Source organism: Intrasporangium sp. Soil_C_50 (assembly GCF_057656595.1).
On the sequence record NZ_JBDGKB010000001.1, the window covers coordinates 321,259 to 345,476 of the forward strand.

Here is a 24,218-nt window from a genome sequence, read left to right on the forward strand (position 1 = left end):
GTCGCCGTCGCTCAGTGCTGGTGCTCGAGCAGCTCGTCGCGCTTGCTGCCGAGGACGGTGAGCGGCAGCAGGGTCTTGCCGGTGGGGCCGATCTCGATCTCGGTCCCCATCTGGGGGCAGACGCCGCAGTCGAAGCACGGGGTCCAGCGGCAGTCGTCGACCTCGGTCTCGTCGAGCGAGTCCTGCCAGTCCTCCCAGAGCCAGTCCTTGTCGAGGCCGGAGTCGAGGTGGTCCCACGGGAGCACCTCGGCCTCGCCGCGCTCGCGCGTCGTGTACCAGGCGACGTCGACGGGCTCGCCCGCGAGGGCGGTCTCGGCGGCGGTCATCCAGCGCTCGTAGGAGAAGTGCTCGCTCCAGCCGTCGAAGCGACCACCGTCGCGCCACACCTGCTCGATGACCCGGCCGACTCGGCGGTCTCCGCGCGACAGCAGCCCCTCGACGATGCCGGGCTGGCCGTCGTGGTACCGGAACCCGATCGAGGAGCCGTAGCGGCGGTCGGCGCGGATCGCCTCACGCAGCTTGAGCAGCCGGGCATCGGTGTCGTCGGCGCCGAGCTGGGCGGCCCACTGGAACGGGGTGTGCGGCTTGGGCACGAACCCGCCGATCGAGACGGTGCAGCGGATGTCGCGGCGACCGGACACCTGCCGGCCCGTCTCGATGACCTTCTTGGCGAGCTCGGCGATCTGGAGCACGTCGTCGTCGGTCTCGGTCGGCAGGCCGCACATGAAGTAGAGCTTCACCTGCCGCCAGCCCGCGCCGTACGCGGCGGCGACGGTGTTGATTAGGTCCTCCTCGGACACCATCTTGTTGATGACCTTGCGGATGCGCTCGGAGCCACCCTCGGGGGCGAACGTGAGCCCCGAGCGGCGACCGTTGCGGGTCAGCTCGTTGGCGAGGTCGATGTTGAAGGCGTCGACGCGGGTCGACGGCAGAGACAGGCCGGTCTGGGTGCCCTCGTAGCGGTCGGCAAGGCCCTTGGTCATCTCGGCGATCTCGGAGTGGTCGGCCGAGCTGAGCGAGAGCAGGCCGACCTCCTCGAATCCCGTTGCGGCCAGGCCACGCTCGACCATCTCGCCGACGCCGGTGATGGAGCGCTCGCGGACCGGTCGGGTGATCATGCCGGCCTGGCAGAAGCGGCAGCCCCGGGTGCAGCCGCGGAAGATCTCGACCGACATGCGCTCGTGGACCGACTCGGCGAGCGGCACGAGCGGCTGCTTCGGGTAGGGCCACGCGTCGAGGTCCATGACCGTGTGCTTCGAGACGCGCCAGGGCACGCCCGGCGCGTCCGTGGAGGGCGCGACGCGCTGGATGCGCCCGTCGGGCAGGTAGCTGACGTCGTAGAAGGCTGGCACGTAGACGCCACCGGTGCGGGCCAGGCGCAGCAGGACCTCGCGGCGGCCGCCCGGGCGCCCCTGCGCTTTCCACGACCCGACGATGTCGGTGACGGCGAGCACGGCCTCCTCGCCGTCGCCGATGACGGCGGCGTCGATGAACGAGGCGATCGGCTCGGGGTTGAAGGCCGCGTGGCCTCCGGCCACGACGATCGGGTCGTCGTCGGTGCGGTCGCCGGCATGCAGCGGGATGCCGGCGAGGTCGAGCGCCGTGAGCATGTTCGTGTAGCCGAGCTCGGTGGAGAAGCTGAGGCCGAAGAGGTCGAAGTCGCGCACGGAGCGGTGGCCGTCGACCGTGAACTGCGGCAGGCCCGCCTCGCGCAGCTGCGCCTCCATGTCGGGCCACACCGCGTACGTGCGCTCGGCGAGGGCGTCGGAACGCTCGTTGAGGACCTCGTAGAGGATCATGACGCCCTGGTTGGGCACGCCGACCTCGTAGGCGTCGGGGTACATGAGCGCCCAGCGCGTGGTCAGCTCCTCGCCGCCCGGGCCGTGGCCGCCGACGTTCCAGTCCTTGACCGTGGAGTTGAGCTCGCCACCGACGTACTGGATGGGCTTGTTGACCCGCTCCAGCAGGGGCTCGAGGGCGTTGAACAGTGACTCTCCGGGCATTGGACCATGGTACGGGGGCGCGGCCGGACCCCCGAAATGCACAGGTCCGGCGCGCGTCGCGCCCGGACTGACGAGCCGTCCGGCAGGCCGTCGCGCCTGGACTGACGAGCGAAACGAGCGAAGCGAGTAAGCCGAGGAGGGAAGGCGCGACGACGGAGCGTGCCGGACACCGCGAGCGGAGCGAGCGAGAAAGCATGCGAGCGAAGCGAGCGAGAAAGCCCGCGAGCGAAGCGAGCGAGAAAGCATGCGAGCGAGCCAGATGGGCCGGCCAAGATCCGGACGCGCGCGGCCGCCCGTCCTACTCTGGGGTTGGCGGGGTGGGAAAGGTGGCGACCGTGTCGACGGCGATCCACGTCGAGGTACTGCCCGCACGGCTCGGCGACTGCCTGCTCGTCGAGTGCCCGCGGGCCCAGGGGCCGACGTGGCGGATGCTCGTCGACGGCGGCCCGCCGGACACCTGGCCACTGCTCGAGGCGCGGCTGCGCCGGCTGGACCCGGCCGACGGACGCCTCGACGTCGCCGTCATCACGCACGTCGACAACGACCACATCGGCGGCATGCTGCCGTTCCTCGCGAGTGACCTCGCCGCAGGCGTCGGGGACTTCTGGTTCAACGGGCGCACCCACCTTCCCGCCCCGAAGGGCACCTCCCGGAGCATCGACCAGGGCGAGGACGTCGTCGCCGCGCTGCTCGGCCTGACGCCCGCCGCTGCCGGTACGCCGGCCGAGGGGAGCCCAGCCCGGCACCCCCACGACGAGGCCAGGCCGTGGAACGAGGCCTTCGGTCGAGGCCCCGTCGACGCGGGCGCTGCGGGCGGTCACATCGTGGTCGCCGTCCCCGACGGGCCCACGATCACCGTGCTCTCCCCGACGACCGAGCGCCTGGCGCGCCTGGCCGACACGTGGGCAGCTGCCGTCCGGGACGCGCTGCGCGGAGCCGAGCGAGAGGTGGGGCTCGACACGCTCGCACCGCTCGACGACCTGGAGCACCTGGCGGACCAACGGACGGTCCGCGACGCCTCCGTGCCGAACGGCAGCAGCATCGCCCTGCTCGTCGAGCACCGCGGTGCGAGCGTCCTCCTGGGAGCGGACGCGTACGGCACCGTCCTCGCGTCCGCCCTGCACGGGCTGGCCCGTGCGCGCGGCACCGAGACTCTCGCCGTCGACGCGCTCAAGCTGCCCCACCACGGCAGCCAGGCCAACGTCATCGCGGCGCTGCTCGCGGCCGCGCCGGCCAGCCACTACCTCGTCTCGACGAACGGCGACGTGTTCCACCACCCCGACGACGCCGCGATCGCCCGCGTCGTGCTCGACGCGCCGTCCGGGCCCACCCTGTGGTTCAACTACCGGACGCCGCGCACCGAGCGCTGGGCCGATCCGCGACTCATCGAGCAGCACGGGCACCACGTCGTCTTCCCAGACCCGGCGCACGCCGACGCCGGAGCCGTCATCGACCTCCCCGCGCGCCAGGACTGATCACTCCGCGTACATCTGCTCCAGCTCGGCGCGGTGCTTCTCGGTGACGATCTTGCGCCGCAGCTTCATGCTCGGGGTGAGGTCGCCCTCCTCGACGGTGAGGTCGTGGTCGAGGATCGTGAACTTCTTGATCGTCTCCCAGCGGTTGAGACCGGCGTTGAGGCGGTCGACGTAGCCCTGGACGAGCGCGCGGGCCTCGTCCGAGGTCGCGATCTCGGCGTACGAGCGACCGGCGAGGCCGTTGGTCGCGGCCCACGCCGTGATGGCGTCGGGGTCGAGGGTCACGAGGGCCGTGGCGTAGTTGTGGCCGGCGCCGTGCACGAGGAACTGGCTGACGAACGGGCACTCACCCTTGAACTTCGCCTCGATCTCGGCAGGCGCGACGTACTTGCCGCCGGAGGTCTTGAAGACGTCCTTCTTCCGGTCGGTGACGTAGACGAAGCCGCGCTCGTCGATGCGGCCGATGTCGCCGGTGCTGAACCAGCCGTCCTCGCTCAGCACCTCAGCCGTGGCCTCGGGGTTGTTGTGGTAGCCGCGCATGACGCCGGGCCCCTTGACGAGGATCTCGCCGTCCTCCTCGGCGATGCGCACCTCGGTGCCCGGCAGCGGCCAGCCCACGGACCCGTAGCGGTACTGGCCGGGGTCGGGCGGGTTGACCGCGGTGCCGGACGAGGTCTCGGTCAGGCCGTAGCCCTCCCCCACGAGGAGGCCGACGGCGCCGAACCAGCGCGCGACGTCCGGGTCGAGGGGGGCCGAGCCGCTGATCATGAACCGCACCCGGCCGCCGAAGCGCTCCTGCACCTTGGACAGGACGAGCCTGGTGGCGAGACCGTGCTGGAGCCCGAGGACGGCCGAGGGCTGCTGGCCCTGCTCGTGCAGGTCACGGACCTTGGCGCCGACGCCGAGCGCCCAGTCGATGAGCGCCTTCTTGACGCCGGTCTCCTGTCCGAGCATGAGCATGACGCGGCCGCGGGCCTTCTCGAAGATGCGCGGCGGCCCGGCCATGAAGGTCGGCCGGATGATCGCCATGTGGTCGACGATCTTGTCGACGCGCCCGTCGACCGCGGTCGGGAAGCCGATCTGCAGGCCGGTGGCCACGAGCATCTTGCCGAAGACGTGAGACAGCGGCAGCCAGAGGAACTGGAGGTCGGCCTTGGTCAGCGTGCCGATGGCGTCGATGACGGCACCTTCGTAGACGACGCTGTCCTGGACGAGCCGCACGCCCTTGGGGCGCCCGGTCGTGCCCGACGTGTAGATGACGACGGCGAGGCTGTCCGGGCCGAGCTGGTCGATGCGCGAGTCGACGAGGTCGGGCGTGGCCTCGAGCCACTCGGCGCCCCGCTTCGCGAGCTCGTCGGTCGTCATGACCCAGCCGTCGTCGCTGCCCGGGCCGGTCAGAGCAATGACCTGGCGCACGCCGGGGATCTCGCTGCGCACCTGCTGGAGCTTGGCGACCTGAGCCTCGTCCTCGGCGAAGACGATCTCGCTGCCCGAGTCGGACAGGATGTAGGCGACGTCCTCGGCGATGGTCGTCGGGTACACGGTCGTGGTCGCGCCGCCGGCGCAGATGACCGCGAGGTCGGCCAGCACCCACTCGACGCGGGTCGTCGACGCGATGGCGACGCGGTCCTCGAGCTGCACGCCCAGGCTGATGAGCCCGGCGGCCCAGCGGCGCACGATGTCGTCGGTCTCCCGCCACGTCAGCGTGGTCAGTGTGCTGCTGCCCTCAGGGAAGTAGAGGTAGGCGGGCGCGTCCGGGGAGTCGGCGACCCGGCGCCGGAAGAGCTCACCGACGCTCGTCGCCCGGTTGTCGAGCACCTCCTGGCGCACGGGCTGGTCGGCGCGGGACATGAGCGGCATGTGGACTCCTTCGTCGCCACGGCGGCCCGTCATCGGCGTCAGCGGGCCGTCGTCCTTGCCGGGATGATGTCAACAATCCGTGGTCCAGTCACGCATCGATGGCGAACGACATCGCACCGTGACCCGCCGGTAACCGGTTGCCGCAGGTGGCCGCTCCCTCGGACGTCGACGCGGCCGACGCGTCGAGCCGGTCGACGCGTCAGCGGCGCGCGCTCGCCGAGGCCACGTTGCCGACGATGCCGACCGCGACCCAGCCGGCGATCATCGAGGAGCCGCCGTAGGACACGAACGGCAGCGGCAGGCCGGTCACCGGCGTCAGCCCGAGGCTCATGCCGATGTTCTCGAAGGACTGCACCCCGAACCACACGGCGATGCCGAGCACGACGAGGCGTCCGAACGTGTCGGCCCGGCGCGCGACGACACAGGCCCGCACGACGATGAAGCCGATGAGCAGCACGAGCCCAGCCGCGCCGAGGAAGCCGAGCTCCTCCCCCGCCACCGAGAAGACGAAGTCGGTCTCCTGGAAGGGGATGAACCCACCCTGGGTCTGCCGGCCCTCGAAGAGTCCCTGACCGGTCAGGCCGCCCGAGCCGATGGCGATGCGCACCTGACGCGTCTGGTAGCCGATGCCCTGCGGGTCGAGCGACGGGTCGAGGAAGGCGGTGAGGCGGTTGCGCTGGTACCCGCTGAGCAGCGGGGTCGTGAAGGCCGCGACGACCGCGCCCGCTCCCGCCAGCAGGACGCCGAGGGTCCAGAGGAGCGGCGCGCCCGAAGCGGCGATGACGACGACGGCCATGGCGACGAGCACCAGCGCCGACCCGAGGTCGGGCTGGGCCAGGACGAGCGCGACCGATGCCCCGGCCACGCCCCAGGCGAGAGCGATGTCGCGGTGCCGCTGGCGCAGTCCCCTGTCGGCCTTGTCGGCCCGGTCGGCCCGGTCGGCCCGGTCGGCCAGCAGCATCGCGAGGGCGACGGCGAGGGCCACCTTGGCCAGCTCGGAGGGCTGCAGCGTGAAGCCGCCCGGCAGGCGGATCCACGAACGCGACCCGTTGACCGTCGAGCCGAGCGGTGACAGGACCGCGGCGAGGCCGAGGACCCCGGCGGCGTAGACGAGTGGTGCGAGCGCGCGCAGCGCGCGGACGTCCAGGCGCGTCACCCCGACGGCGGCGCCCGCCCCGACGGCCACCGCCACGAGCTGCTTGAGGGCCAGCGCCTGGCCGTGGTCGGCCCTCGTGGCCGACCACACGAGCACGACGCCGACGAGCGAGAGCCCCGCGGCGCCTATGAACAGACCGAGGTCGACCCTCAGCCAGCCCGCCCGGCCGCGGCCGCCGGGCCGTGTCGGACCGGCGGCGACGGGGAGGCGGACCGGCGAGGTCAGGCGCGTCCCTGGCTGGTCTGCGTCGTCGTCTGCTGTGCCGGCAGCTGCGGTGGCACGATCGCCGACAGGATGGTGCGGCACCGCTCCACGTCGTCGCTCATCTGCGCGACGAGGGCGTCGATCGAGTCGAACTTCAGGGTGGGTCGCAGGTGCGACACGAGCTCGACGGCCACGCGCTCACCGTAGAGGTCGAGGTCGGTGCGGTCGAGGACGTAGGCCTCGACGCGTCGCTGGTGCCCGTCGAAGGTCGGGTTGGTGCCGATCGACACCGCAGCGGGCAGCGTCCGGTCGGGGTGGCCCGCCTCGAGGTCGAGTCTCAGCAGCCAGCCGGCGTAGACGCCGTCGGCCGGCACGAGGCCCTCGTGGTCCTGGGACAGGTTGGCGGTCGGGAAGCCGAGCTCGCGGCCCCGGTGGTCGCCGTGGACGACCGAGCCGGTGACCCGGTGCGGGCGGCCGAGGATCTGGGCGGCGTGCTCGACGTTGCCGGCGAGCAGCTCCGCGCGCAGCTGGGTCGAGCTCCACCGGGCGCCCGGTGACGACGCGTCGGCCTGGCTCGTCTGGTGCGCGGCGGCGGTGTCGCCGATGTCCTCGAGGGCGATGACCTCGAACCCGTGCTCGGCCCCGAGGGTGCGCAGCGTGTCGACGTCGCCGGAGTTGCGCACCCCGAAGCGGGTGTCCTTGCCGACGACGACCGCGACCGTGCCGAGGGCGTCGACGAACGTGCCGCGGACGAACTCCTCCGGCGTCTGCTGGGCGAACTCGGCGGTGAACTCGAGCACGAGCGTGGCGCCGACACCGACCGACTCGAGCGCGTCGAGGCGCTGTCCGAGCGACATGACCGCCGCCGGTGCCCGGTCTGGGTAGAGCACCGCGATCGGGTGCGGGTCGAACGTCACGGCCACCGGCGTGGCGCCACGGTCGGCCGCCTCGCGCACGACACGCGTCAGCACCTCGCGGTGCCCGCGGTGCACCCCGTCGAAGTTGCCGAGCGTGACGACCGTGGGCCCGAGGTCGGCCGGGATGTCGTCGAGTCCGAACCAGCGATGCACGGCGCCCACTGTAGTGGCCGGGGTCTGCGGGGCTGCGTCGTGGTCGCGCACTCGGGGTCAGGCCCCGGTGTGTGCGGTGCCCGCTGCGGCGCCCGCCTCGGCACGGGCCGTGCGGTCCGGTGCCTGGTCCGGGGCCTGGTTCGGGGCCTGCTGTCGGTCGGCCGCCGTGACGAAGACCACACGCGAGCGGGCGAGGGGGCGGGTCTCGTCGAGGACGGCCACGAGGGTGCCGTCGGGGTCGATGGCCGCCACGGCGTCGGTCCGTCCCAGACCGCTCGGGATGCGCTGGCCGTAGCCGATGCTCGTGGCCTCGCGCTCGCTGATCTCGTGCACCGGCAAGGCCGCCCGGGCCGCGTCGGCCACGGGCAGCAGCGGGAGCGCCTCGCGCCCGCCGACCTCGGCCAGGGCGGCGAGCTCGTCGAGGGTGTGGGCGTCCCGCAGGTCGAAGCCACCGACGCGGGAACGGCGCAGCGCGGTCAGGTGCCCGCCGACGCCGAGCGCGGCACCGAGGTCCCGGGCCAGGGCGCGCACGTACGTGCCCGAGGACACGTCGACCTCGACCTCGACGTCGACGACGTCGATGGCAGGCCCGACCTCGAGCGCGGCCTGGCGCGGCCGGACCGACTCGACGTGGAACCGGCTCACCGTCACCGGGCGGGCCGGCAGCTCGACGGCATCGCCCTGGCGTACTCGGGCGTAGCTGCGCACGCCGTCGACCTTGATCGCGCTGACCGCGCTCGGGACCTGCTCGATGTCGCCGGTCAGGGCCGCGACGGCGCCCGGCAGGGCCTGTTCGAGAGCCGCGACGTCGTCGACGCCGACCGCCGAGGTGGTCTCACCCTCGGCGTCGTCGGTGAGTGTCGCCATGCCGAGACGGATCGTGGCCGCGTACGTCTTGTCGCAGCCGACGAGGAACGTCAGCAGCTTGGTGCCGCGGTCGATGCCGAGGACGAGGACACCGGTGGCCATCGGGTCGAGCGTGCCGGCGTGGCCGACGCGTCGGGTCCCCGCCAGGCGGCGCACCCGCGCGACGACGTCGTGACTGGTCCAGCCGGCCGGCTTGTCGACGACGAGCAGGCCACCGGGACGCTCGCTCATCGTGCGTCGACGTCCGCGTCCGCCCCCGCGTCGGCATCCGCATCGAGATCGAGGTCGTCCTCGAGGTCGCGGTCGGCCGGCTTGCGGTAGGGGTCGGCGTCACCCGCGTAGGTGGCACCGGCCGCCGCGCGAGCCAGCTCGGCGTCACGGGCGCGGGTCTGGGCCAGGACGTCCTCGAGGTGCGCGGCGCCCTCGGGGATGGCATCGGCGATGAACTCGAGCGAGGGCGTCAGGCGGATACCGATGCCCTTGCCGACGGCAGAGCGGATGCGGCCGGTGTTGGCGGCGAGGACGTCGGCGGTCGCCTGGCGCTCCTCGTCGGAGCCGAAGACCGTGTAGAAGACGCTGGCGTGCTGGAGGTCGCCGGTGACGCGGCAGTCGGTGATCGTGACGAACCCGAGCCGCTCGTCCTTGAGGCGGAACTCGAGGTACTCCGCGACGATGACCTTGATCCGGTCGGCGATCTTCCGAGCGCGGGCGTGGTCGGCCATGGTGGTCTCCTTGTCCTCGAGGTGCTGCTGAGGTGGTGCGGGTCGTTCTGGGTTCGGTGCGGGTCGTGCTGAGCTGCCCGGTGGGTGGTGCCGTACCCGCCGTGGGGTGGCACCGCTCACGGCGACGATCCACCCTAACGGGCGGGCGCCGAGGTGCCGCGTCGGGCAGGACGCGCGTGACGCGCCGACGCCGGCCCCCAGGACGGGGGCCGGCGCCGGCTTGCGCGGGCCGGACGGCCGACGCGGTGTGACGGTCAGGCGCGCGGCTTCTCGCGCATCTCGTACGTCGCGATGAGGTCGCCGATCTGCAGGTCGTTGAACGAGCCGAGGTTGATACCGCACTCGTACCCGTCGCGGACCTCGGTGACGTCGTCCTTGAAGCGCCGCAGACCGGAGATCTCGACGTTCTCGGAGATGACGACACCGTCGCGGGTGATGCGCGACTTGGAGCCACGCTTGATCTCGCCGCTGCGCACGATCGAACCGGCGATGTTGCCGAACTTGCTCGAACGGAAGATCTCGCGGATCTCCGCCGTGCCGAGCTCGACCTCCTCGTACTCCGGCTTGAGCATGCCCTTGAGCGCCGCCTCGACCTCTTCGATGGCCTGGTAGATCACCGAGTAGTAGCGGATCTCGACGCCCTCGCGCTCGGCGTAGTCGGCGTTCTGCCCCTCGGCGCGAACGTTGTAGCCGATGATGATCGCGTTCGAGGCCATCGCGAGGTTGATGTTGTTCATCGTGATGGCACCGACGCCGCGGTCGATGATGCGCAGGTCGACCTCGTCGCCGACGTCGATCTTGAGCAGGGCGTCCTCGAGCGCCTCGACCGAGCCCGACACGTCACCCTTGAGGATGAGGTTGAGGGTCTCGACCTTGCCGGCCGCGAGGGCCTCGTTGAGGTCCTCGAGCGAGATGCGCTTGCGGGCCTTGGCCAGCACGGCCTGACGGTCGGCGGCCTCGCGACGCTCGGCGATCTGGCGGGCCGTGCGGTCGTCCGGAGCCACGACGAACGTGTCACCGGCGCGCGGCACCGAGCTGAGACCGAGCACCTGGACCGGACGCGACGGGCCGGCCTCCGCGACGTTGTTGCCGTGCTCGTCGAGCATGGCGCGGACGCGGCCGTACGCCGAGCCGGTGACGATGGAGTCACCGACGTGCAGCGTTCCGGTCTGGACGAGCACCGTCGCCGTGGCACCGCGGCCACGGTCGAGGTTGGCCTCGATCGCGACGCCGCGCGCCTCCTTCTCCGGGTTGGCCCGGAGATCGAGAGCCGCGTCGGCCGTGAGCAGGACCGCCTCGAGCAGGCCGTCGATGTTCTGACCCTGGCGGGCCGAGACGTCGACGAACATCGTGTCGCCGCCGTACTCCTCGGCGATGAGGTTGTACTCGGTCAGCTGCTGACGCACCTTGGCCGGGTTGGCACCCTCGACATCGATCTTGTTGACGGCCACGACGATCGGGACGTCGGCGGCCTGCATGTGGTTGAGCGCCTCGATGGTCTGCGGCATCACGCCGTCGTCGGCAGCGACGACGAGGATCGCGATGTCGGTGACCTTCGCACCACGGGCACGCATGGCGGTGAATGCCTCGTGACCCGGGGTGTCGATGAAGGTGATCGCGCGCTCGACACCCTCGTGCTCACGGTGCACCTGGTAGGCACCGATGTGCTGGGTGATGCCACCGGCCTCGCCGGCCACGACGTCCTCGTTGCGGATGGCGTCGAGGAGGCGGGTCTTACCGTGGTCGACGTGACCGACGACGGTGACGACGGGCGGACGGGCCTCGAGGTCCTCGTCCTCCTCGCCCTCGATACCGGTCTCGAGGTCGATGTTGAAGGAGTCGAAGAGCTCCTTCTCCTCCTCCTCCGGCGAGACGACCTGGATGTCGTAGCCGAGCTCGGCGCCGAGCACCTTGAAGGTGTCCTCGTCGAGCGACTGCGTCGCCGTGGCCATCTCACCGAGGTGGAAGAGCACGGTGACCAGCGAGGCCGGGTTGGCGTTGATCTTGTCGGCGAAGTCGGTCAGCGACGAGCCACGACGCACCCGCACGACGGTCGAGCCGTCGCCACGGGGAACGGTGACGCCACCGATCGACGGCGCCTGCATCTGCTCGAACTCCTGGCGCTTCGCGCGCTTGGACTTGCGGCCTCGGACCGGACGACCGCCACCGCGGCCGAAGGCACCGGCCGTGGAGCCGCGGCCACCGCCACCGCCACGCGGGCCGCCGCCGAAGCCACCGCGACCGCCGCCACCGGGGCCGCCGCCGAAACCACCGCGACCGCCACCGGCGCCACCGGGGCCACCGCGGCCGGGACCACCGGCCGGGCGCTGGCCGGGACGGCCGACGGTGCTGCGCTCGGGCATCATGCCGGGCGTCGGGCGGGCGCCACCGGGACGCGGAGCGCCACCGGCTGCACCCGGGCCACCGGGACGCGGCGCGCCACCGGGACGCGGGGCGCCACCGGGGCCACCGGCACCGCCCGGACGCGGACCGCCGGGGCGGGACTGCGGGCGGGGCATGCCCTGGCTCGAGCTGAACGGGTTGTTGCCCGGACGCGGACCGGCGTCACCACCGGGTCGCGGGGCGCGGGTCTGGCCCATGCCCTGGCTCGGGGCGAACGGGTTGTTGCCCGGACGGGGCTGACCCGGACGCGGCGCGGGACGCGGCGACGCGGGGACGCCGCTCGTCTGCTTGCCGCCGTCGCGCGAGGACTGCACCGGCGCCGGGGCCTTGGCGGCGGGAGCCGCCGGGGCCGCGGGAGCCGGAGCCTTGGGCGTCGGGGCAGCCGCGGCCGGACGGGCCGGGGCCGCGGGAGCCGTCTCGCGCGCGGCCGGGGCGGGGGCGGCGGGAGCCGGAGCGGCCGGCGTCGGGGACGACGGCATCGCGGCAGGCTTCTGGGACGGCGCGGGCGCCGCCTGCTTCGGGGCGGGCTTGGCCGCCGGCTTCGTGTCGCCCTTGCTGTCAGCGGCACCCTCCCGAGGGAAGGTGTCCTTGATCTTGCGGACGACGGGGGGCTCGATGGTCGACGACGCCGACCGGACGAACTCTCCCTGGCTCTTCAAGTGTGCGAGCAGGGTCTTGCTCTCGACTCCGAGCTCCTTCGCGAGCTCGTAGACCCGGACCTTAGCCACATCTCTCCTGTCTCGGTCCGGCCTGAACAGGAAGTGGCCGAACCGTGGTTATTGCTGGGGCTTGCTCATCGCTGAGTACTCATCGGGTGCTCATAGCGTTTTCAACCCGCCTTGGTTCGTTTCTGGTGGTTCTGACGCGCCGGCGGCGGGAGCCGCCTGCGCCTGGTCGCTGCTACGCGTCCGTGACACCGAGGTACCGTGCGACCGCGCTCACGTCGACCGCGGCCTGCACTCGCAGGGCACGCCCGAACGCCTTGCGGCGCACTGCCATCCCGAGGCACTCGGGCGTCGGGTGCAGCCATGCACCACGACCCGGCATCCGATGTCGCGGGTCAGGGCACAGCACCCGGGCGTTCGCCCCGGTCTCTGCATCCGTCGCCGCGACCACTCGCAGCAGTGCCGACCAGCTATCCGTTCCTCGACATCCCACACACGTGCGGGACGGCTCGGCGCGGAGTCCAGTCCGGTCGGCCACACGCCAGTCTACCGCGTCGCCGGCCCGGCTCGCTCGACGGGGTCGCGCGGGTGGCCGGGTGTGCGCCCGGCGGCGGTGGGCAGACGCTGTGTGAACGCCGTCGCAGCACCGTTCATGCCCCGATCCCACCCTCGTATGTGACGCGTCAGTCAGGTGCCCCTGGGTGCCACGACGCGCAGGGCCCGGTGCGGGCACGCGCGGACGGCGCCGACGGCGTGCTCGCGCAGCGGGCCCGGCACGGGCCCGTGCAGGACCGGGTAGCCCCACTCGTCGAGGGAGATCTGCTCCGGGAGCAGCTCGGCGCACAGGCCGCGGGCCCGGCAGGCCGGCCAGTCGACGGCGAGCACGAGGGCGTCGTGCCGGCCCGCCGGGCCCCCGAGGCTCATGAGCTCACCGGGCGCACGGGGCCCAGCCGGTTCATCGCGCTCCCCCGACGCCGCTCGTGCAGGGACACGTGCCACCGAGGTGGGCGTGGACGTGCCGGCCGAGATGTTCGAGCAGGGTGCGCACCGGACGCGTCGTGCCGTCGGGGTGGGCGCAGGCGCCGCGCCGTGGGAGCAGCCCGCACAGCTCGCGCAGGCGCGATCGGGTGTCCTCGCCCTCGGCCAGGCTCCGGACGGCGTCGGCCAGCGCCGGCAGCCCGTTGACGCACGGACCGCACCGCCCCGCCGACTGTCCTGCGAGGAACGTGGCGACGGCGGCCGTGGCCCGCACGGGGCACGCGTCGGGGCCGAGGGGCAGCACGACGCCGGCGCCGAGGGCGAGCCCGCGTCGGCGCAGCTCACCGGCCGACACCGGCAGGTCGGCGAGGACGTGCCCCTCGACCCACGTGCCGTGGTACCCCCCGATCAGCACCGGGCCCGCGAGCTCGGCGGGGTGCAGGACGTCCGCGAACGGCGTGCCGTGCGCCACCTCGACGACCCGGGCCTCGGGACCGCCGTCGAGACCCCCGTCGGGCTCGATGCCACCACCGATGCAGGCTGGCACCCCGGCGGCGGGCAGCCGGCGGGACACCGTGAGCAGGGTCGTGCCCGGCTCGTCGACGGTGCCGAACGACGCGTAGGCCTCCGCTCCGTCCCGCGCGAGGACGGCGACGTGGGCGAAGGTCTCGGTGTTGGACAGCAGGGTCGGGCGTCCGTGCAGCCCGCGGACGGCCGCCGGTTGCCACGCCGTGACGGGCAGTCCGTCGCGGCCCTCGAGCAGCTCGACGACGGCGCGGGCCTGGCCGGACACGAAACGGGGTGCCGCCGTGCGGTGCGACCAGCGGATCGACCGGTCGTCGCGCTCGGCGACGGCCGCACGCGCGGCGCGCGTCGTGTCGGCGCGGTCGGCTCCGGTGACGACGTGGACCTCGCGCGCCCCGAGCGCTCGTGCGACGACGGCAGCGCCGTCGAGGACGAGGTGTGGCGCGGTGCGCAGCAGGGCCGAGTCCTTGCCGCTGTCCGGCTCGCCCTCGGCCGCGTTGACCACGACGACGGGGCGGCGCCGGCCCCGGGCTGCCGTGGTCAGCTTCCGCGCCAGCGGAAAGCCCGCTCCCCCACGTCCGCGCACCGCCGCGTCGCTCACGAGCGGGACGAGGGCGGCCAGGTCGGGCGTCGGGAGCGGACCCCCGCGGGCCCGGTGGTGCGCGAGGTCGACGGGGTCGCCGACGTGCCGGAGCAGCAGCGGGCCCCGGTGGACGAAGAGGTCGGTGACCGGCGTCGGGTCCCAACCCGCCGGCGCACGGCCGCCGAGGGTGGCAGGGACCCCGATCGTCGCCGTCACCGCGCCACCACCGCGTGGCGTCGGTCGACGACGACGGCGACGACCCTGGCGGCCGTCGCGACGGTGACGAGCGCGACGCACGTCACCGTGAGCCAGACGAACCACGACGACACGGCGTCGGTGCCCATGCCGAAGCCGTGCACGACCGACACCGCCCACGACGCGTAGGCCGCACGGTGAACGACCCGCCAGGTGCGCTCGGTCAGGCGGCCGCGCACCAGCGACGTGAGGACGACGAGCGCGAGCAGGTCGAGCGCGAGGGTGCCGAGCGAGAGGTACAGCGGCTTGTAGGTGGCCCCGAACGGCAGGATCGCCTGCCACCAGCGGATGTCGACGTACTCGTCGACGACGGCCGCGGCCACATGGCCCACCAGGATGACGACCGAGACGCCCGACAGGGCCCGGTGCAGCTCCTGGGTGACGAACCGCGGCCACAGCGGGTGGAAACCGCGCCGCGTCGAGAGGATGCCGAGCACCGTCGTGGCCGTGAAGAGGGCGAGCAGCACGACGCCTGTGCCGCGGTTGAGAAACCAGAGGATCGGGTCGGTCACGGGGCACCTCCGTCGTGGTCGTCCTCGGCGTGCGCGTCCGGCCACGCGCCGGTGCGGCGCGTCGTGCCGTCGTGGGCCAGCAGCAGCGCGTCGACGCCGCGGGTCTCCAGCCAGGCCGGGGCGTCGGCGCCGAGGACGATCGCGGCCGTCGTCGCCACGTTGGCTGCCACGCACGTGGGGCCGGTGGCGCAGACGGTGCGCCACGGCCCGGCGACGGGGCCGAGGGTGCTGGGGTCGACGAGGTGCGTCCATCGACGGCCGGCCCGCGTCCAGCGCCGGGCCGAGACCGACGACGTGGCCAGGCCGCCGTCCGTCAGGGCGACGTGTGCCACGGGCAAGGCGCCCGGGCCGTCCGGGGTGTGCGCGAGGCCGACCGTCCACACCGTGCCGGGAACACCCGGCGTGGCTGCCCGGACGTCGCCGCCGACGCTGACGACGACCGCCGTTCCGAACCGGTCGACGACCGACAGGGCGACGAGGTCCGACGCGTAGGCCTTGCCCGTGGCCCCGAGGTCGAGGACGACGCCGGGTGGCACCTCGAGGCTGTCGTCGGTGACGACGACGTCTCGCCACCCGGGTCGACGCGTCGGCAGGGCCACCGGCGAGGGGTCGCTGGCAGGCACCTCCTCGAAGGTGCGCGAGTAGCCGGCCGCGACCAGGACGTCGCCCAGCGTCGGGTCGACGAGGCCGCCGGTCTGCTCGGCGGCCTCGAGCGCCACCCGGACCGCGCCGACGAGCACGGGTGAGGCGGGCACCGGTCCGGTGGCCCGGTTGGCGCGCGTCAGCTCGCTGTCGGCGCGGAACCGGCTGCACGCGGCGTCGACCTCGTCGAGGAGGGCGGCAGCGAGGTGGGCCGCGCCGGCGGTGGTGTCGGCGTCGGTGACGCCGAGGTGCACGTACGTGCCGAGCGCGCGCCACCGGGCCGTACCCGTCGCGAGGTCGACGTCGGGACGGGCGACGAGCGTCGTTGGCGTACCGCCGGTCATGGGCGGCCCTCCGGCTGTGCGGGCCTCACGTCACGACCCGGTGCTCGGGACCACGGGGGCCATGACGACCGGGCCGGGCGCGGGGCGGGGCGCCGAGGACCCGGACGAGCCCGAGGTCGACGTCCGGGTGGACGCGGAGGACCGCCCCGCCCCCGAGGACGCCGACACCGGGCCCGGTCTGGCGTTGCCCGGTGCCGACGCCCGTACGACGACCCCAGGGTCGACGACGGTGCGCGTGGGTCGCGGCAGGAGCACGACCTGCGGGTGGCTCGCGGCGTCCGCGACCAGGGCGCCGTACCGGGCCTGCGTCGCGGCCTCGAGGACGGCCGCGGTGCGCTCGTGGGCCCGGGCCTCGCGGGCCTCGCGCGCCTGGCGGGTCTGCTCGGCGGCCACCGCGGAGACCGCGCCGACGGCGGCGACCGAGCCGGCCGCCACGACGCCGGTCAGCACGGTCGTCAGGGTGCGGGCACGGTCGCGTTCGCCGGGGGTGAGCAATCCGGACATGGCGCTCCTGCTGGTGGACTCGTCGGGCTCCGACGTGGGTTCGTCGAGGTCGATCCCCACGCTGCGCGTCGCGTCGCAAAGTGCGCGTCAGGTGACTGTTAAGGAACCGTCATCCTCTCGTTCGCGAGCGGCGGTCGACGGATCCTTAACGCGCTCTTGAGCCGGCGGCGATGCGCCGTTGATGCCGTTCGCGGCATCGTCGGATCGTCCGGTCGCCCACCGATCCGGATCCAGCACCGTGCGAAGGAGAGCGCCATGGCCATCGGCAGGACCGTCGCGGTCGGCACCGGCATCGGGTCGGTGGCTGCCGTCGGGATCTACCTGGCGATGACCGCTTCGGCCGGCACGGGGGCGATGGGAGCGACGGGACCGGGAGCGGTCTCTCCCGCGGTCGCCCGGGTGGCCCCGAGCGTTCCCTCCTTCACGACGACGCTGCCGGCGCCGTGCAGCGCGCCGGCCGTGCTCGTGGCCGGCACCTGCGTCACGCACGTGCCCGGTCGGGCGACCACCCTGCCAGCCCCCGCGGGGCCCGACCTCGATCCGGACGCGCCGGGGTCGTCCCTCCCCCTCGACATCCCGGCCTCCGGGTCGGGCCCCGCGGTCTCGGCGCGAGAGCACGCCTCCGGCGACGGCGGCGAGCCGGGCGAGGACCGCGCCGGCGAGCCCGACGACGAGGCGGGCGAACACCCGACGCCTGCGACGACACCCTCGACCCCTCCCCCGACCGCAGCCACGTCTCCCGCCCCGACGCCGACGGTCCCGACGACTCCCGCCGGCTGAGCCGGTGACCGCGCTTCCCCCTGCTGCGCCGTCCCGGGCCCGACACCCGGGCCCGGCCCGCGTCGGACCCGGAGCATCAGGTGCCGGCCACGGGCAGCCGGACCGTGACCTCGAGGCCACCGAGTACCGAGGACCCGAGCTGCACCGAGCCCCCCGCGGCCTCGGCCACCCGGTGCACGATGTCGAGGCCGAGGCCCGTCGACCCGCTGCCGCTCGCGCCTCGTCGCACGGCGTCGGCGGCGACGGCACCCGGTCCGCCGTCCGAGACGGTGAGCACCCGCTCGCGGCGGCCGTCGGTGAGCGACACGAGGACCGGGGCGCCCTCGGGCGTGTGCGCGAAGACGTTGTCGAGGAGCACGTCGACGACGTCGCCGAGGTCCTCCGGGGCCACCGGAACGAGGCACGCGTGGCCGGGCACGACGACGTCGAAGGCACGCTCCTGGTCCTGGGCGAGCGGCTCCCAGAAGTCGCTGCGCGCCCGCACCACCTCGGTGGCGTCGCACGCCACCGGCAGGGCGGTGCGCAGCGGACGGCGCGCCTCGCGCACGACGGCGTCGACGCTGCGCTGCAGCTCGTCGACGTGGCCACGCAGGCGTCCGGCCAGCTCGGCGTCGCCGACGAGGTCGGTGTCGATGCGCAGCGCCGTGACGGGAGTACGCAGCCGGTGGCCGAGGTCCGCGACCGACTCCCGCTCGGCCGCGACGAGGCTGTCGATGCGGTCGGCGAGCTGGTTGAGGGCGTGGGCGAGCTCGACGGTCTCGGGCGGGCCCTCGACCGGCGCCCGGGCGTCGTGGTCGCCGAGCCGGATGCGGTGGGCCACGTCCGCGAGGTGCACGACCGGCACGCTGGTGCGCCGACCGAGGCGCCAGGCGATGAGGATCGCGGCGAGCACGAGCAGGAGCCCGAGTCCGCCGATGGTCAGCCAGGCCCTCGTCACCCCTTCGTGCAGCTCGGCGTCGGTGACGCTCGACTCGACGACCGTGATGCCGGCCTCCGTCTGGACCGGCACGACGACGTCGACGCCCGACTCGGTGCGCTGCGTGAACGACGTCCGCTCGGTCCGGGCGCGCTGGACCTCCTCCTGCTCGTCGCCGGAGGAGATCTCGGTGCCGATCGTGCCGCCGGACGGGGTGTGCACGACGACGCGCATGCCCTGGGCCGTGAAGAGGGCGACGGCCTGACGCACCTCGGCCTCGGTGTCGACGCTCGCGACGACGGTGGCCACGCTCTGGGCCTGCTCGCGCGCGCGGTTCGTCGCGCGGTCCTCGGCGACGCCTGCCACCAGGATGCACAGCGGCACGATGAAGGCGACGACGACCGCCGAGGTCGTCGCCGCGACGAGCCACGTGATCTGGCGCCGCATCAGGCGTCCGTCGGGTCCGTCGCGTCGGGGGCGCTGAGCCGGACGCCGACGCCGCGCACGCTGTGGAGGTACCGCGGGTGAGCCGCCGACTCGCCGAGCTTGCGCCGCAGCCAGGAGAGGTGGACGTCGACGGTGCGCTCGCCCCCGCCGTAGACCTGCTGCCACACCTGGGCGAGGATCTCGCGCTTGGTCACGACCTCACCGACGCGGCTCGCGAGCAGGAGCAGCAGGTCGAACTCCCTGCGGGACAGCTCGACCGGGACGCCGTCGAGCGTCACCTCGCGCGCGGTCGGGTGCACGACGAGGCCGCCGACGACGAGCCGGTCCTCGCCCTGGGGGGCCGACGTGCGGCGCAGCACAGCCCGCATCCGGGCCTCGAGCTGGTCGACGGTGAAGGGCTTGAACACGTAGTCGTCGGCGCCGGAGTCGAGGGCGCGAACGACCGACGCGTCGTCGTCCCGGGCCGTCACGACGATGACCGGGGTGTCCCGCACGGCGCGCAGCATCGACAGGACGGTGTGGCCGTCGAGGTCGGGCAGGCCGAGGTCGAGCAGCACGAGCTCGGGCTGGTCGTCGACCGCGTGCTGGAGCCCGTCGAGGCCGCGGTGGGCGCTCGACACCGTGTGGCCCCGGTCGCCGAGGGCGCGGACGAGGGAGGTGCGGATGGCCGCGTCGTCCTCGATGACGAGCACGTGTGTCACAGTGAGAACGGTACGCCCGGGGGTGTCCGCGCGGACCGTCCTCGAGCGGAACAGCGCGCGGCCCTGCGCCCGGGAGGAGGTGCAGCCCGGTGAGCCGGCCGATGGTGGTCAGGCTGCGCCACGTGCTCGGGTGGCTCGCTGTCGTCGTCGTCACCGCAGTCGTCACGACCGTCATCGTCACGAGCGTCGGGCGCGACGTGACCGACTCCGTCGCGGGCGGGTCGGTCGCGCTGCCGCCGGGACTCGTCGGCGCCTCGACACCGACACCGTCCGTGTCCGTCGAGCCCGAGTCCGGCGAGGACCTCTCCACGCCCGGGTCGGGCACCGACACGACGCCGCCTTCCGGCGCGACCACCGCCCCCGCGTCAGGCCGCGGCACGGCCGGGGCGGAGGCCGAGGGCAACGGCGAAGCGGGCGTCGACGCGTCGGGCGAGGCTGCGCCACCGAGCGGCCCACGCGGCGGGGCCGCCGGCGGGGCCCAGGGTGGCGCCGGTGTCCCGGCCGGGTCGACGGCGGCCGGCACGGCCCTGTCCGACGGCAGCGCCACCCGTACGTTCTCGACGCCGGGTGGGGCGACCGTCGCCGGCTGCCGCGGCGGTCTGCCCTACGCACGGTCGGTGACGCCGCGCTACGGGTGGTCCTTCGAGACCGAGACCGAGACGGGCGAGCTCGACGTGACGTTCAAGCAGCCCGGTCAGGAGTACCCGCAGCACGTCGTGTGCCAGAACGGCCAGCCTGTCCTCGCCGAGGGCTACGGGTCGGACCACGGCTGACGCACGGGCGCCCGCTGGCACGTGCCACCGGGCGCCCTCACGTCACGCCGGTGTCACGCCGGCGCGCCACCCGTCACTCGGGCGCGGCCTCCACGCCACCGGTCTCCTCGGTGTCGGCGCGGATGTCGATGCGCCAGCCGGTCAGCTTCGCGGCGAGGCGGGCGTTCTGGCCCTCCTTGCCGATGGCGAGGCTCAGCTGGTAGTCGGGCACCACGACGCGGGCCTTGCGGGCCGCCGCGTCGACGATCTCGACCGACTGCACGCGTGCCGGCGAGAGTGCCGCCGCGACGAAGACGGCCGGGTCCTCGGAGAAGTCGACGATGTCGATCTTCTCGCCCCGCAGCTCGGTCATGACGGCGCGGACGCGGGAGCCCATCGGCCCGATGCACGCGCCCTTGGCGTTGACCCCCGCGACCTTGCTGTGCACGGCGATCTTCGTGCGGTGACCGGCCTCGCGGGCCAGCGCCGCGATCTCGACGGTGCCGTCGGCGATCTCGGGCACCTCGAAGCGGAAGAGGGTGCGCACGAGGTTGGGGTGGGTGCGCGACAGGCTGACCTGCGGGCCCTTCGGACCGCGCTTGACGCTGACGACGAAGCAGCGCAGCCGCTCGCCGTGGAGGTAGCGCTCGCCGGGCACCTGCTCGGCGAGGGGCAGGATGCCCTCCACCGTGCCGAAGTCGACGAGGACGTTGCGGGGGTCCTGGCTCTGCTGGATGACGCCGGAGATGACGTCGCCCTCGCGGCCCTTGAAGTCGCCGAGGATCGCCTCGTCCTCGAGGTCGCGCAGCCGCTGGACGATGACCTGGCGCGCTGTTGACGCGGCGATGCGGCCGAAACCCTCGGGGGTGTCGTCGAACTCGGGACCGGGCTCGCCACGCTGGGGGCGCTCGCCCTCCTCCTCGGGAGGCAGCAGCTCGCCCTCCTCGCGGGCCCAGACGATGACGTGACCGGTCTTGCGGTCGAGCTCGACGCGCGCGATGCGGTAGCTGCCCTCGGTGCGGTGGTAGGCGACCAGGAGGGCCTGCTCGATGGCGGGGATGAGCACGTCGAGGCTGATGTCGCGCTCCCGCTCGAGCGCGCGCAGCGCGGCCAGGTCGATGTCCATCAGGAGTCCCCTTCCGTGGCGGGCGCGTCGTCGGCCCGCTCGTCGTTCGTGTCGTCGTTCGGGTCGGTCTGGTCGTCGGCGCCCGGCCGGGTGAACTCCACCTGCACGACGCCCCGCTGCACGGCATCGAGGTCGAGGGTGACGCGTCGGGCCGGCGTCTTCTTCGTAGCGGGCACGTCGAGCACGAGACCGTCGGCGCCGACCTCGACGAGGCGGCCGGTGTCGGTGCCGTCGCGGTGGGTGACCTCGACGAGGCGGCCCACCTGCCGTCGCAGCTGGTCGCGGGAGGACAGCGCACGCCCGACGCCCGGCGAGGACACCTCGAGGACGTAGGGCGACTGGCCGAGGAGGTCACCGGCGTCGAGCTCGTCGCTCACGGCCCGGGTCGCGTCGGCGACGGTGTCGAGCGAGAGCGGGGGGACGACGCTCGTGGTGTCGGCGTCGTCGAGGCCGGTGATGTCGGAGTCGACGAGGACGCGCACCACGCGGCGCTTGCCCGTGGGCGACACGGAGACGTCCTCGACGACGAGCCCGAGAGGCGCGAGCACCGGTTCGAGCGCCCCTCGGATGTCCTGGGCCGTGCTCATGCGTCGACGCCTCCTGCTCTTCTCGAATGTCGGTGCCGTGACCCCGTCGGGGATGCACGGACCGCTGTCACACCCGGCCCGTGCGCCGGGCCGGCCGCGCGAACCGGTCGGTCCCGGCGCGCCGCGTGGCCCACTCTATCGGCGCGGAGGGGTGGGCGCAGACCACCACCGGCCGACGACGTGGGAGGATCCGGGGCATGGACGGCGACATCGGGGGACGTGGACCCCGCCTGTCCGAACGGCTCGGCCGCCCCCCGCGCCGCCTCCTGCTCCTCGCCGGTGGCGCCGCCGTCCTCGCCGTCCTCGTCGACCGCGGGCTGCGCCTCGACCTGCCCCAGCCACCGCCTCCGGTCCCGACCCGCCGCAAGGCCCCCGACGAGGCGCTGCTCCTGTCCGTCGTCGGCGACCTCGGGGTCCTCGTCGCCGACGCGGACACCCTGGTGAAGGCCGGAGCCGGCGGCGTCACCCGCGTACGCGACGCCCTGGCGGGCCAGCGTCGCGTGCTGACCGGTCGGCTCACGAACGCCGGGGTGCCCTCGTCCGTCATCGACGCCGCGGTGCGCAAGGCCGCTGCGGCGGCGGCCGCGGCCGGCCCGGTGCGGACCCGCGCCGACCTCGCGGCCCGGCTCGGCGACGTGCCGCGGACCGTGTGGGCCGACGTGGCCGAGGCCGGCGCCCCCACGCGTCCGGTCCTCCTCGCCGCACTGTCGGCGCGCCTCGCGGGCGCCGCCCTGCTCGGCGCCGACGTCCCGATGCCCGACGCCGCGAGCCCGGCCCGTCCGGCCATCGTGGCGCGCACACAGCCCCTCGTGTACGCCTTCGAGGTCGTCGCCGCGCAGGCCGGCGCCGCGGGCCGGCGCCGCGCCGCGGACACCCTCGCTGGTCTGACCCGCCTCGAGATCGCCACGTCCGGCAGGTCCTCGACGATGCCGAGCGGATGGGCGCTGCCCTTCCCCGTCACCACCCCGGCCGACGCGTCTCGTCTGGCCCACCAGGTGCTCGCCGACACCGTCGACGCCACGTCCGAGGTCGCCGGGACGACGCCGAGCGCCGCGTCGGTCGAGGACGTCGCCCGCTGGAGCGCACGCGTCCAGGCCCTCGCCGTCGACTGGGACGTGCCCCTGACCGCCTTCCCCGGAGCCGCCTCGTGAGCATCGACCTCATCCCCGCCAGGTTCGCCCACCGGATCAGCGGCTACCCGGCCGACGGCTACGCCACCGGCGAGGACTGGCTCGCCGAGCTGCCGACGCTCCTCGGCGACCTGCTGCGCGAGTGGGAGCTGGAACCGGCCGGCCCCACGATGACCGGCGCGTGCTCGGTGGCCCTGCCGGTGCGCCTGCTCGGGGCCGGGCGCGACGCCGCGGGTGTCAGCGGCGAGGGCGTGCTCAAGGTCAGCTGGCCGCACCCGGAGGCCGCCACGGAGTCGCTGGCGCTGCAGACGTGGAACGGCCACGGCGCCGTGCGCCTGCTGCGGGCCGACCCGTCCCGCTTCGCCATGCTCCTCGAGCGGTTGCACACCCGCGACCTCATGGGCGTCGACATCGACGAGGCGTGCGCCGTCATCGGCGACCTGCTGCGGGTCCTGCGTCGTCCGCCGCACCCGCGCGTGCCGCGCCTCGTCGACTACGCGCAGCGCCAGGCCCGCGAGCTGCGCGACGCGCCGGCGGTGCTGCCGCGCCGCTACCTCGACCAGGCCTCGGCGCTGGCCCGCGAGCTGGTGGCCCGTCCGCCGGCCGAGGACCGGCTCCTGCACACCGACCTGCACTACCTGAACGTCCTCGGCGCCTACCGCTCGCCGTGGCTGGCGATCGACCCGAAGCCGATGGCCGGCGACCCCGCGTTCGAGGTCGCCCCGGCCCTGTGGAACCGCGCCGACGAGCTCGGCACCGGCTCACAGGTGCGGTGGTCGCTCCGTCGACGCCTCGAGATCATCTGCGAGCACGGTGGGCTCGACGAGGGCCGGGCGCGTGCCTGGACGATCGTCCGCGAGGCCGACAACGCACTCGATGCCGCCGAGTCGGCCGAGTCCGCTGGCGACGACGCGTCGCGGGATTGGGCCCACGACCGCATCAGCCTCGCGGTGACGATCATCAAGGCCATGAACGACTGAGGCCATCTCCCCCGGTCGAGCGGGCCTCGCA

Annotated in this window: 22 protein-coding genes; 5 read left to right on the top strand and 17 right to left on the bottom strand. The window is 73.9% G+C overall.

The window, feature by feature from the left end:
- Positions 1 to 11: 11 nt before the first annotated feature.
- Positions 12 to 2,003: a TIGR03960 family B12-binding radical SAM protein gene (locus AC3A5R_RS01550; RefSeq protein ID WP_487619027.1), complete on the bottom strand. Its 1,992-nt coding sequence runs from the start codon at positions 2,001 to 2,003 to the stop codon at positions 12 to 14.
- A gap of 335 nt (positions 2,004 to 2,338) precedes the next feature.
- Here AC3A5R_RS01550 and AC3A5R_RS01555 point away from each other — a divergent pair, with 335 nt between their 5' ends.
- The gene (locus tag AC3A5R_RS01555) at positions 2,339 to 3,478 is read left to right on the top strand and encodes an MBL fold metallo-hydrolase (protein ID WP_487619028.1); all 1,140 of its coding nucleotides are present in this window, start codon (positions 2,339 to 2,341) and stop codon (positions 3,476 to 3,478) included.
- Here AC3A5R_RS01555 and AC3A5R_RS01560 read toward each other — a convergent pair whose 3' ends face one another.
- The 12 genes from AC3A5R_RS01560 to AC3A5R_RS01615 form a co-directional block, all read right to left on the bottom strand.
- Complete coding sequence (locus AC3A5R_RS01560) at positions 3,479 to 5,338, bottom strand: AMP-dependent synthetase/ligase (protein WP_487619029.1); 1,860 nt, start codon at positions 5,336 to 5,338, stop codon at positions 3,479 to 3,481.
- 199 nt (positions 5,339 to 5,537) lie between these two features.
- On the bottom strand, positions 5,538 to 6,590 hold the full coding sequence (locus AC3A5R_RS01565; RefSeq protein WP_487619030.1) for an FtsW/RodA/SpoVE family cell cycle protein: 1,053 nt from the start codon (positions 6,588 to 6,590) through the stop codon (positions 5,538 to 5,540).
- A 125-nt stretch (positions 6,591 to 6,715) separates the two neighbouring features.
- The gene (locus tag AC3A5R_RS01570) at positions 6,716 to 7,768 is read right to left on the bottom strand and encodes a bifunctional riboflavin kinase/FAD synthetase (RefSeq protein WP_487619031.1); all 1,053 of its coding nucleotides are present in this window, start codon (positions 7,766 to 7,768) and stop codon (positions 6,716 to 6,718) included.
- Between the two features lie 57 nt (positions 7,769 to 7,825).
- Complete coding sequence (truB, locus tag AC3A5R_RS01575) at positions 7,826 to 8,866, bottom strand: tRNA pseudouridine(55) synthase TruB (protein ID WP_487619032.1); 1,041 nt, start codon at positions 8,864 to 8,866, stop codon at positions 7,826 to 7,828.
- A complete protein-coding gene (gene rbfA / locus AC3A5R_RS01580; RefSeq protein WP_487619033.1) occupies positions 8,863 to 9,357 on the bottom strand; it encodes a 30S ribosome-binding factor RbfA in 495 nt (164 codons plus the stop codon). The genes truB and rbfA overlap by 4 nt, the downstream gene beginning before the upstream one ends.
- 254 nt (positions 9,358 to 9,611) lie before the next feature.
- Positions 9,612 to 12,488: a translation initiation factor IF-2 gene (gene infB, locus AC3A5R_RS01585; protein WP_487619034.1), complete on the bottom strand. Its 2,877-nt coding sequence runs from the start codon at positions 12,486 to 12,488 to the stop codon at positions 9,612 to 9,614.
- Positions 12,489 to 12,660: 172 nt separating this feature from the next.
- Complete coding sequence (locus AC3A5R_RS01590) at positions 12,661 to 13,158, bottom strand: YlxR family protein (protein WP_487619035.1); 498 nt, start codon at positions 13,156 to 13,158, stop codon at positions 12,661 to 12,663.
- Entirely contained in the window at positions 13,113 to 13,349 is a 237-nt protein-coding gene (locus AC3A5R_RS01595; protein ID WP_487619036.1) for a ferredoxin, read from the bottom strand. Before AC3A5R_RS01595 ends, AC3A5R_RS01590 begins: the two co-directional genes overlap by 46 nt.
- A 31-nt stretch (positions 13,350 to 13,380) precedes the next feature.
- Positions 13,381 to 14,727: an NADH-ubiquinone oxidoreductase-F iron-sulfur binding region domain-containing protein gene (locus AC3A5R_RS01600; RefSeq protein WP_487619037.1), complete on the bottom strand. Its 1,347-nt coding sequence runs from the start codon at positions 14,725 to 14,727 to the stop codon at positions 13,381 to 13,383.
- Positions 14,724 to 15,278, bottom strand: coding sequence for a ferric reductase-like transmembrane domain-containing protein (locus tag AC3A5R_RS01605; protein WP_487619038.1), 555 nt, complete (start codon positions 15,276 to 15,278; stop codon positions 14,724 to 14,726). The genes AC3A5R_RS01600 and AC3A5R_RS01605 overlap by 4 nt, the downstream gene beginning before the upstream one ends.
- Complete coding sequence (locus tag AC3A5R_RS01610) at positions 15,275 to 16,264, bottom strand: FAD:protein FMN transferase (RefSeq protein WP_487619039.1); 990 nt, start codon at positions 16,262 to 16,264, stop codon at positions 15,275 to 15,277. The genes AC3A5R_RS01605 and AC3A5R_RS01610 overlap by 4 nt, the downstream gene beginning before the upstream one ends.
- A 30-nt stretch (positions 16,265 to 16,294) precedes the next feature.
- Positions 16,295 to 16,768, bottom strand: coding sequence for a hypothetical protein (locus tag AC3A5R_RS01615; protein WP_487619040.1), 474 nt, complete (start codon positions 16,766 to 16,768; stop codon positions 16,295 to 16,297).
- A 255-nt stretch (positions 16,769 to 17,023) separates the two neighbouring features.
- Between AC3A5R_RS01615 and AC3A5R_RS01620 the strand changes: the two genes are divergently transcribed.
- A complete protein-coding gene (locus tag AC3A5R_RS01620; RefSeq protein WP_487619041.1) occupies positions 17,024 to 17,548 on the top strand; it encodes a hypothetical protein in 525 nt (174 codons plus the stop codon).
- Between the two features lie 76 nt (positions 17,549 to 17,624).
- Here AC3A5R_RS01620 and AC3A5R_RS01625 read toward each other — a convergent pair whose 3' ends face one another.
- Both AC3A5R_RS01625 and AC3A5R_RS01630 read right to left on the bottom strand, forming a co-directional pair.
- On the bottom strand, positions 17,625 to 18,911 hold the full coding sequence (locus AC3A5R_RS01625; RefSeq protein ID WP_487619042.1) for a sensor histidine kinase: 1,287 nt from the start codon (positions 18,909 to 18,911) through the stop codon (positions 17,625 to 17,627).
- Complete coding sequence (locus tag AC3A5R_RS01630) at positions 18,911 to 19,612, bottom strand: response regulator transcription factor (RefSeq protein WP_487619043.1); 702 nt, start codon at positions 19,610 to 19,612, stop codon at positions 18,911 to 18,913. Before AC3A5R_RS01630 ends, AC3A5R_RS01625 begins: the two co-directional genes overlap by 1 nt.
- A gap of 89 nt (positions 19,613 to 19,701) precedes the next feature.
- On the opposite strand from AC3A5R_RS01630, the gene AC3A5R_RS01635 reads away from it, so the two are divergent.
- A complete protein-coding gene (locus AC3A5R_RS01635) occupies positions 19,702 to 20,385 on the top strand; it encodes a hypothetical protein (RefSeq protein WP_487619044.1) in 684 nt (227 codons plus the stop codon).
- Positions 20,386 to 20,458: 73 nt separating this feature from the next.
- Here the strand turns inward: AC3A5R_RS01635 and nusA are convergent, their stop codons facing one another.
- Together nusA and AC3A5R_RS01645 are read right to left on the bottom strand one after the other, a co-directional pair.
- A complete protein-coding gene (nusA, locus tag AC3A5R_RS01640; RefSeq protein ID WP_487619045.1) occupies positions 20,459 to 21,490 on the bottom strand; it encodes a transcription termination factor NusA in 1,032 nt (343 codons plus the stop codon).
- Positions 21,490 to 22,077, bottom strand: coding sequence for a ribosome maturation factor RimP (locus AC3A5R_RS01645; RefSeq protein WP_487619046.1), 588 nt, complete (start codon positions 22,075 to 22,077; stop codon positions 21,490 to 21,492). Before AC3A5R_RS01645 ends, nusA begins: the two co-directional genes overlap by 1 nt.
- A 197-nt stretch (positions 22,078 to 22,274) precedes the next feature.
- Between AC3A5R_RS01645 and AC3A5R_RS01650 the strand changes: the two genes are divergently transcribed.
- Together AC3A5R_RS01650 and AC3A5R_RS01655 are read left to right on the top strand one after the other, a co-directional pair.
- The gene (locus AC3A5R_RS01650) at positions 22,275 to 23,228 is read left to right on the top strand and encodes a hypothetical protein (RefSeq protein ID WP_487619047.1); all 954 of its coding nucleotides are present in this window, start codon (positions 22,275 to 22,277) and stop codon (positions 23,226 to 23,228) included.
- Positions 23,225 to 24,187, top strand: a complete 963-nt coding sequence (locus AC3A5R_RS01655; protein WP_487619048.1) for an aminoglycoside phosphotransferase family protein — start codon at positions 23,225 to 23,227, stop codon at positions 24,185 to 24,187. The genes AC3A5R_RS01650 and AC3A5R_RS01655 overlap by 4 nt, the downstream gene beginning before the upstream one ends.
- Positions 24,188 to 24,218: the final 31 nt, after the last annotated feature.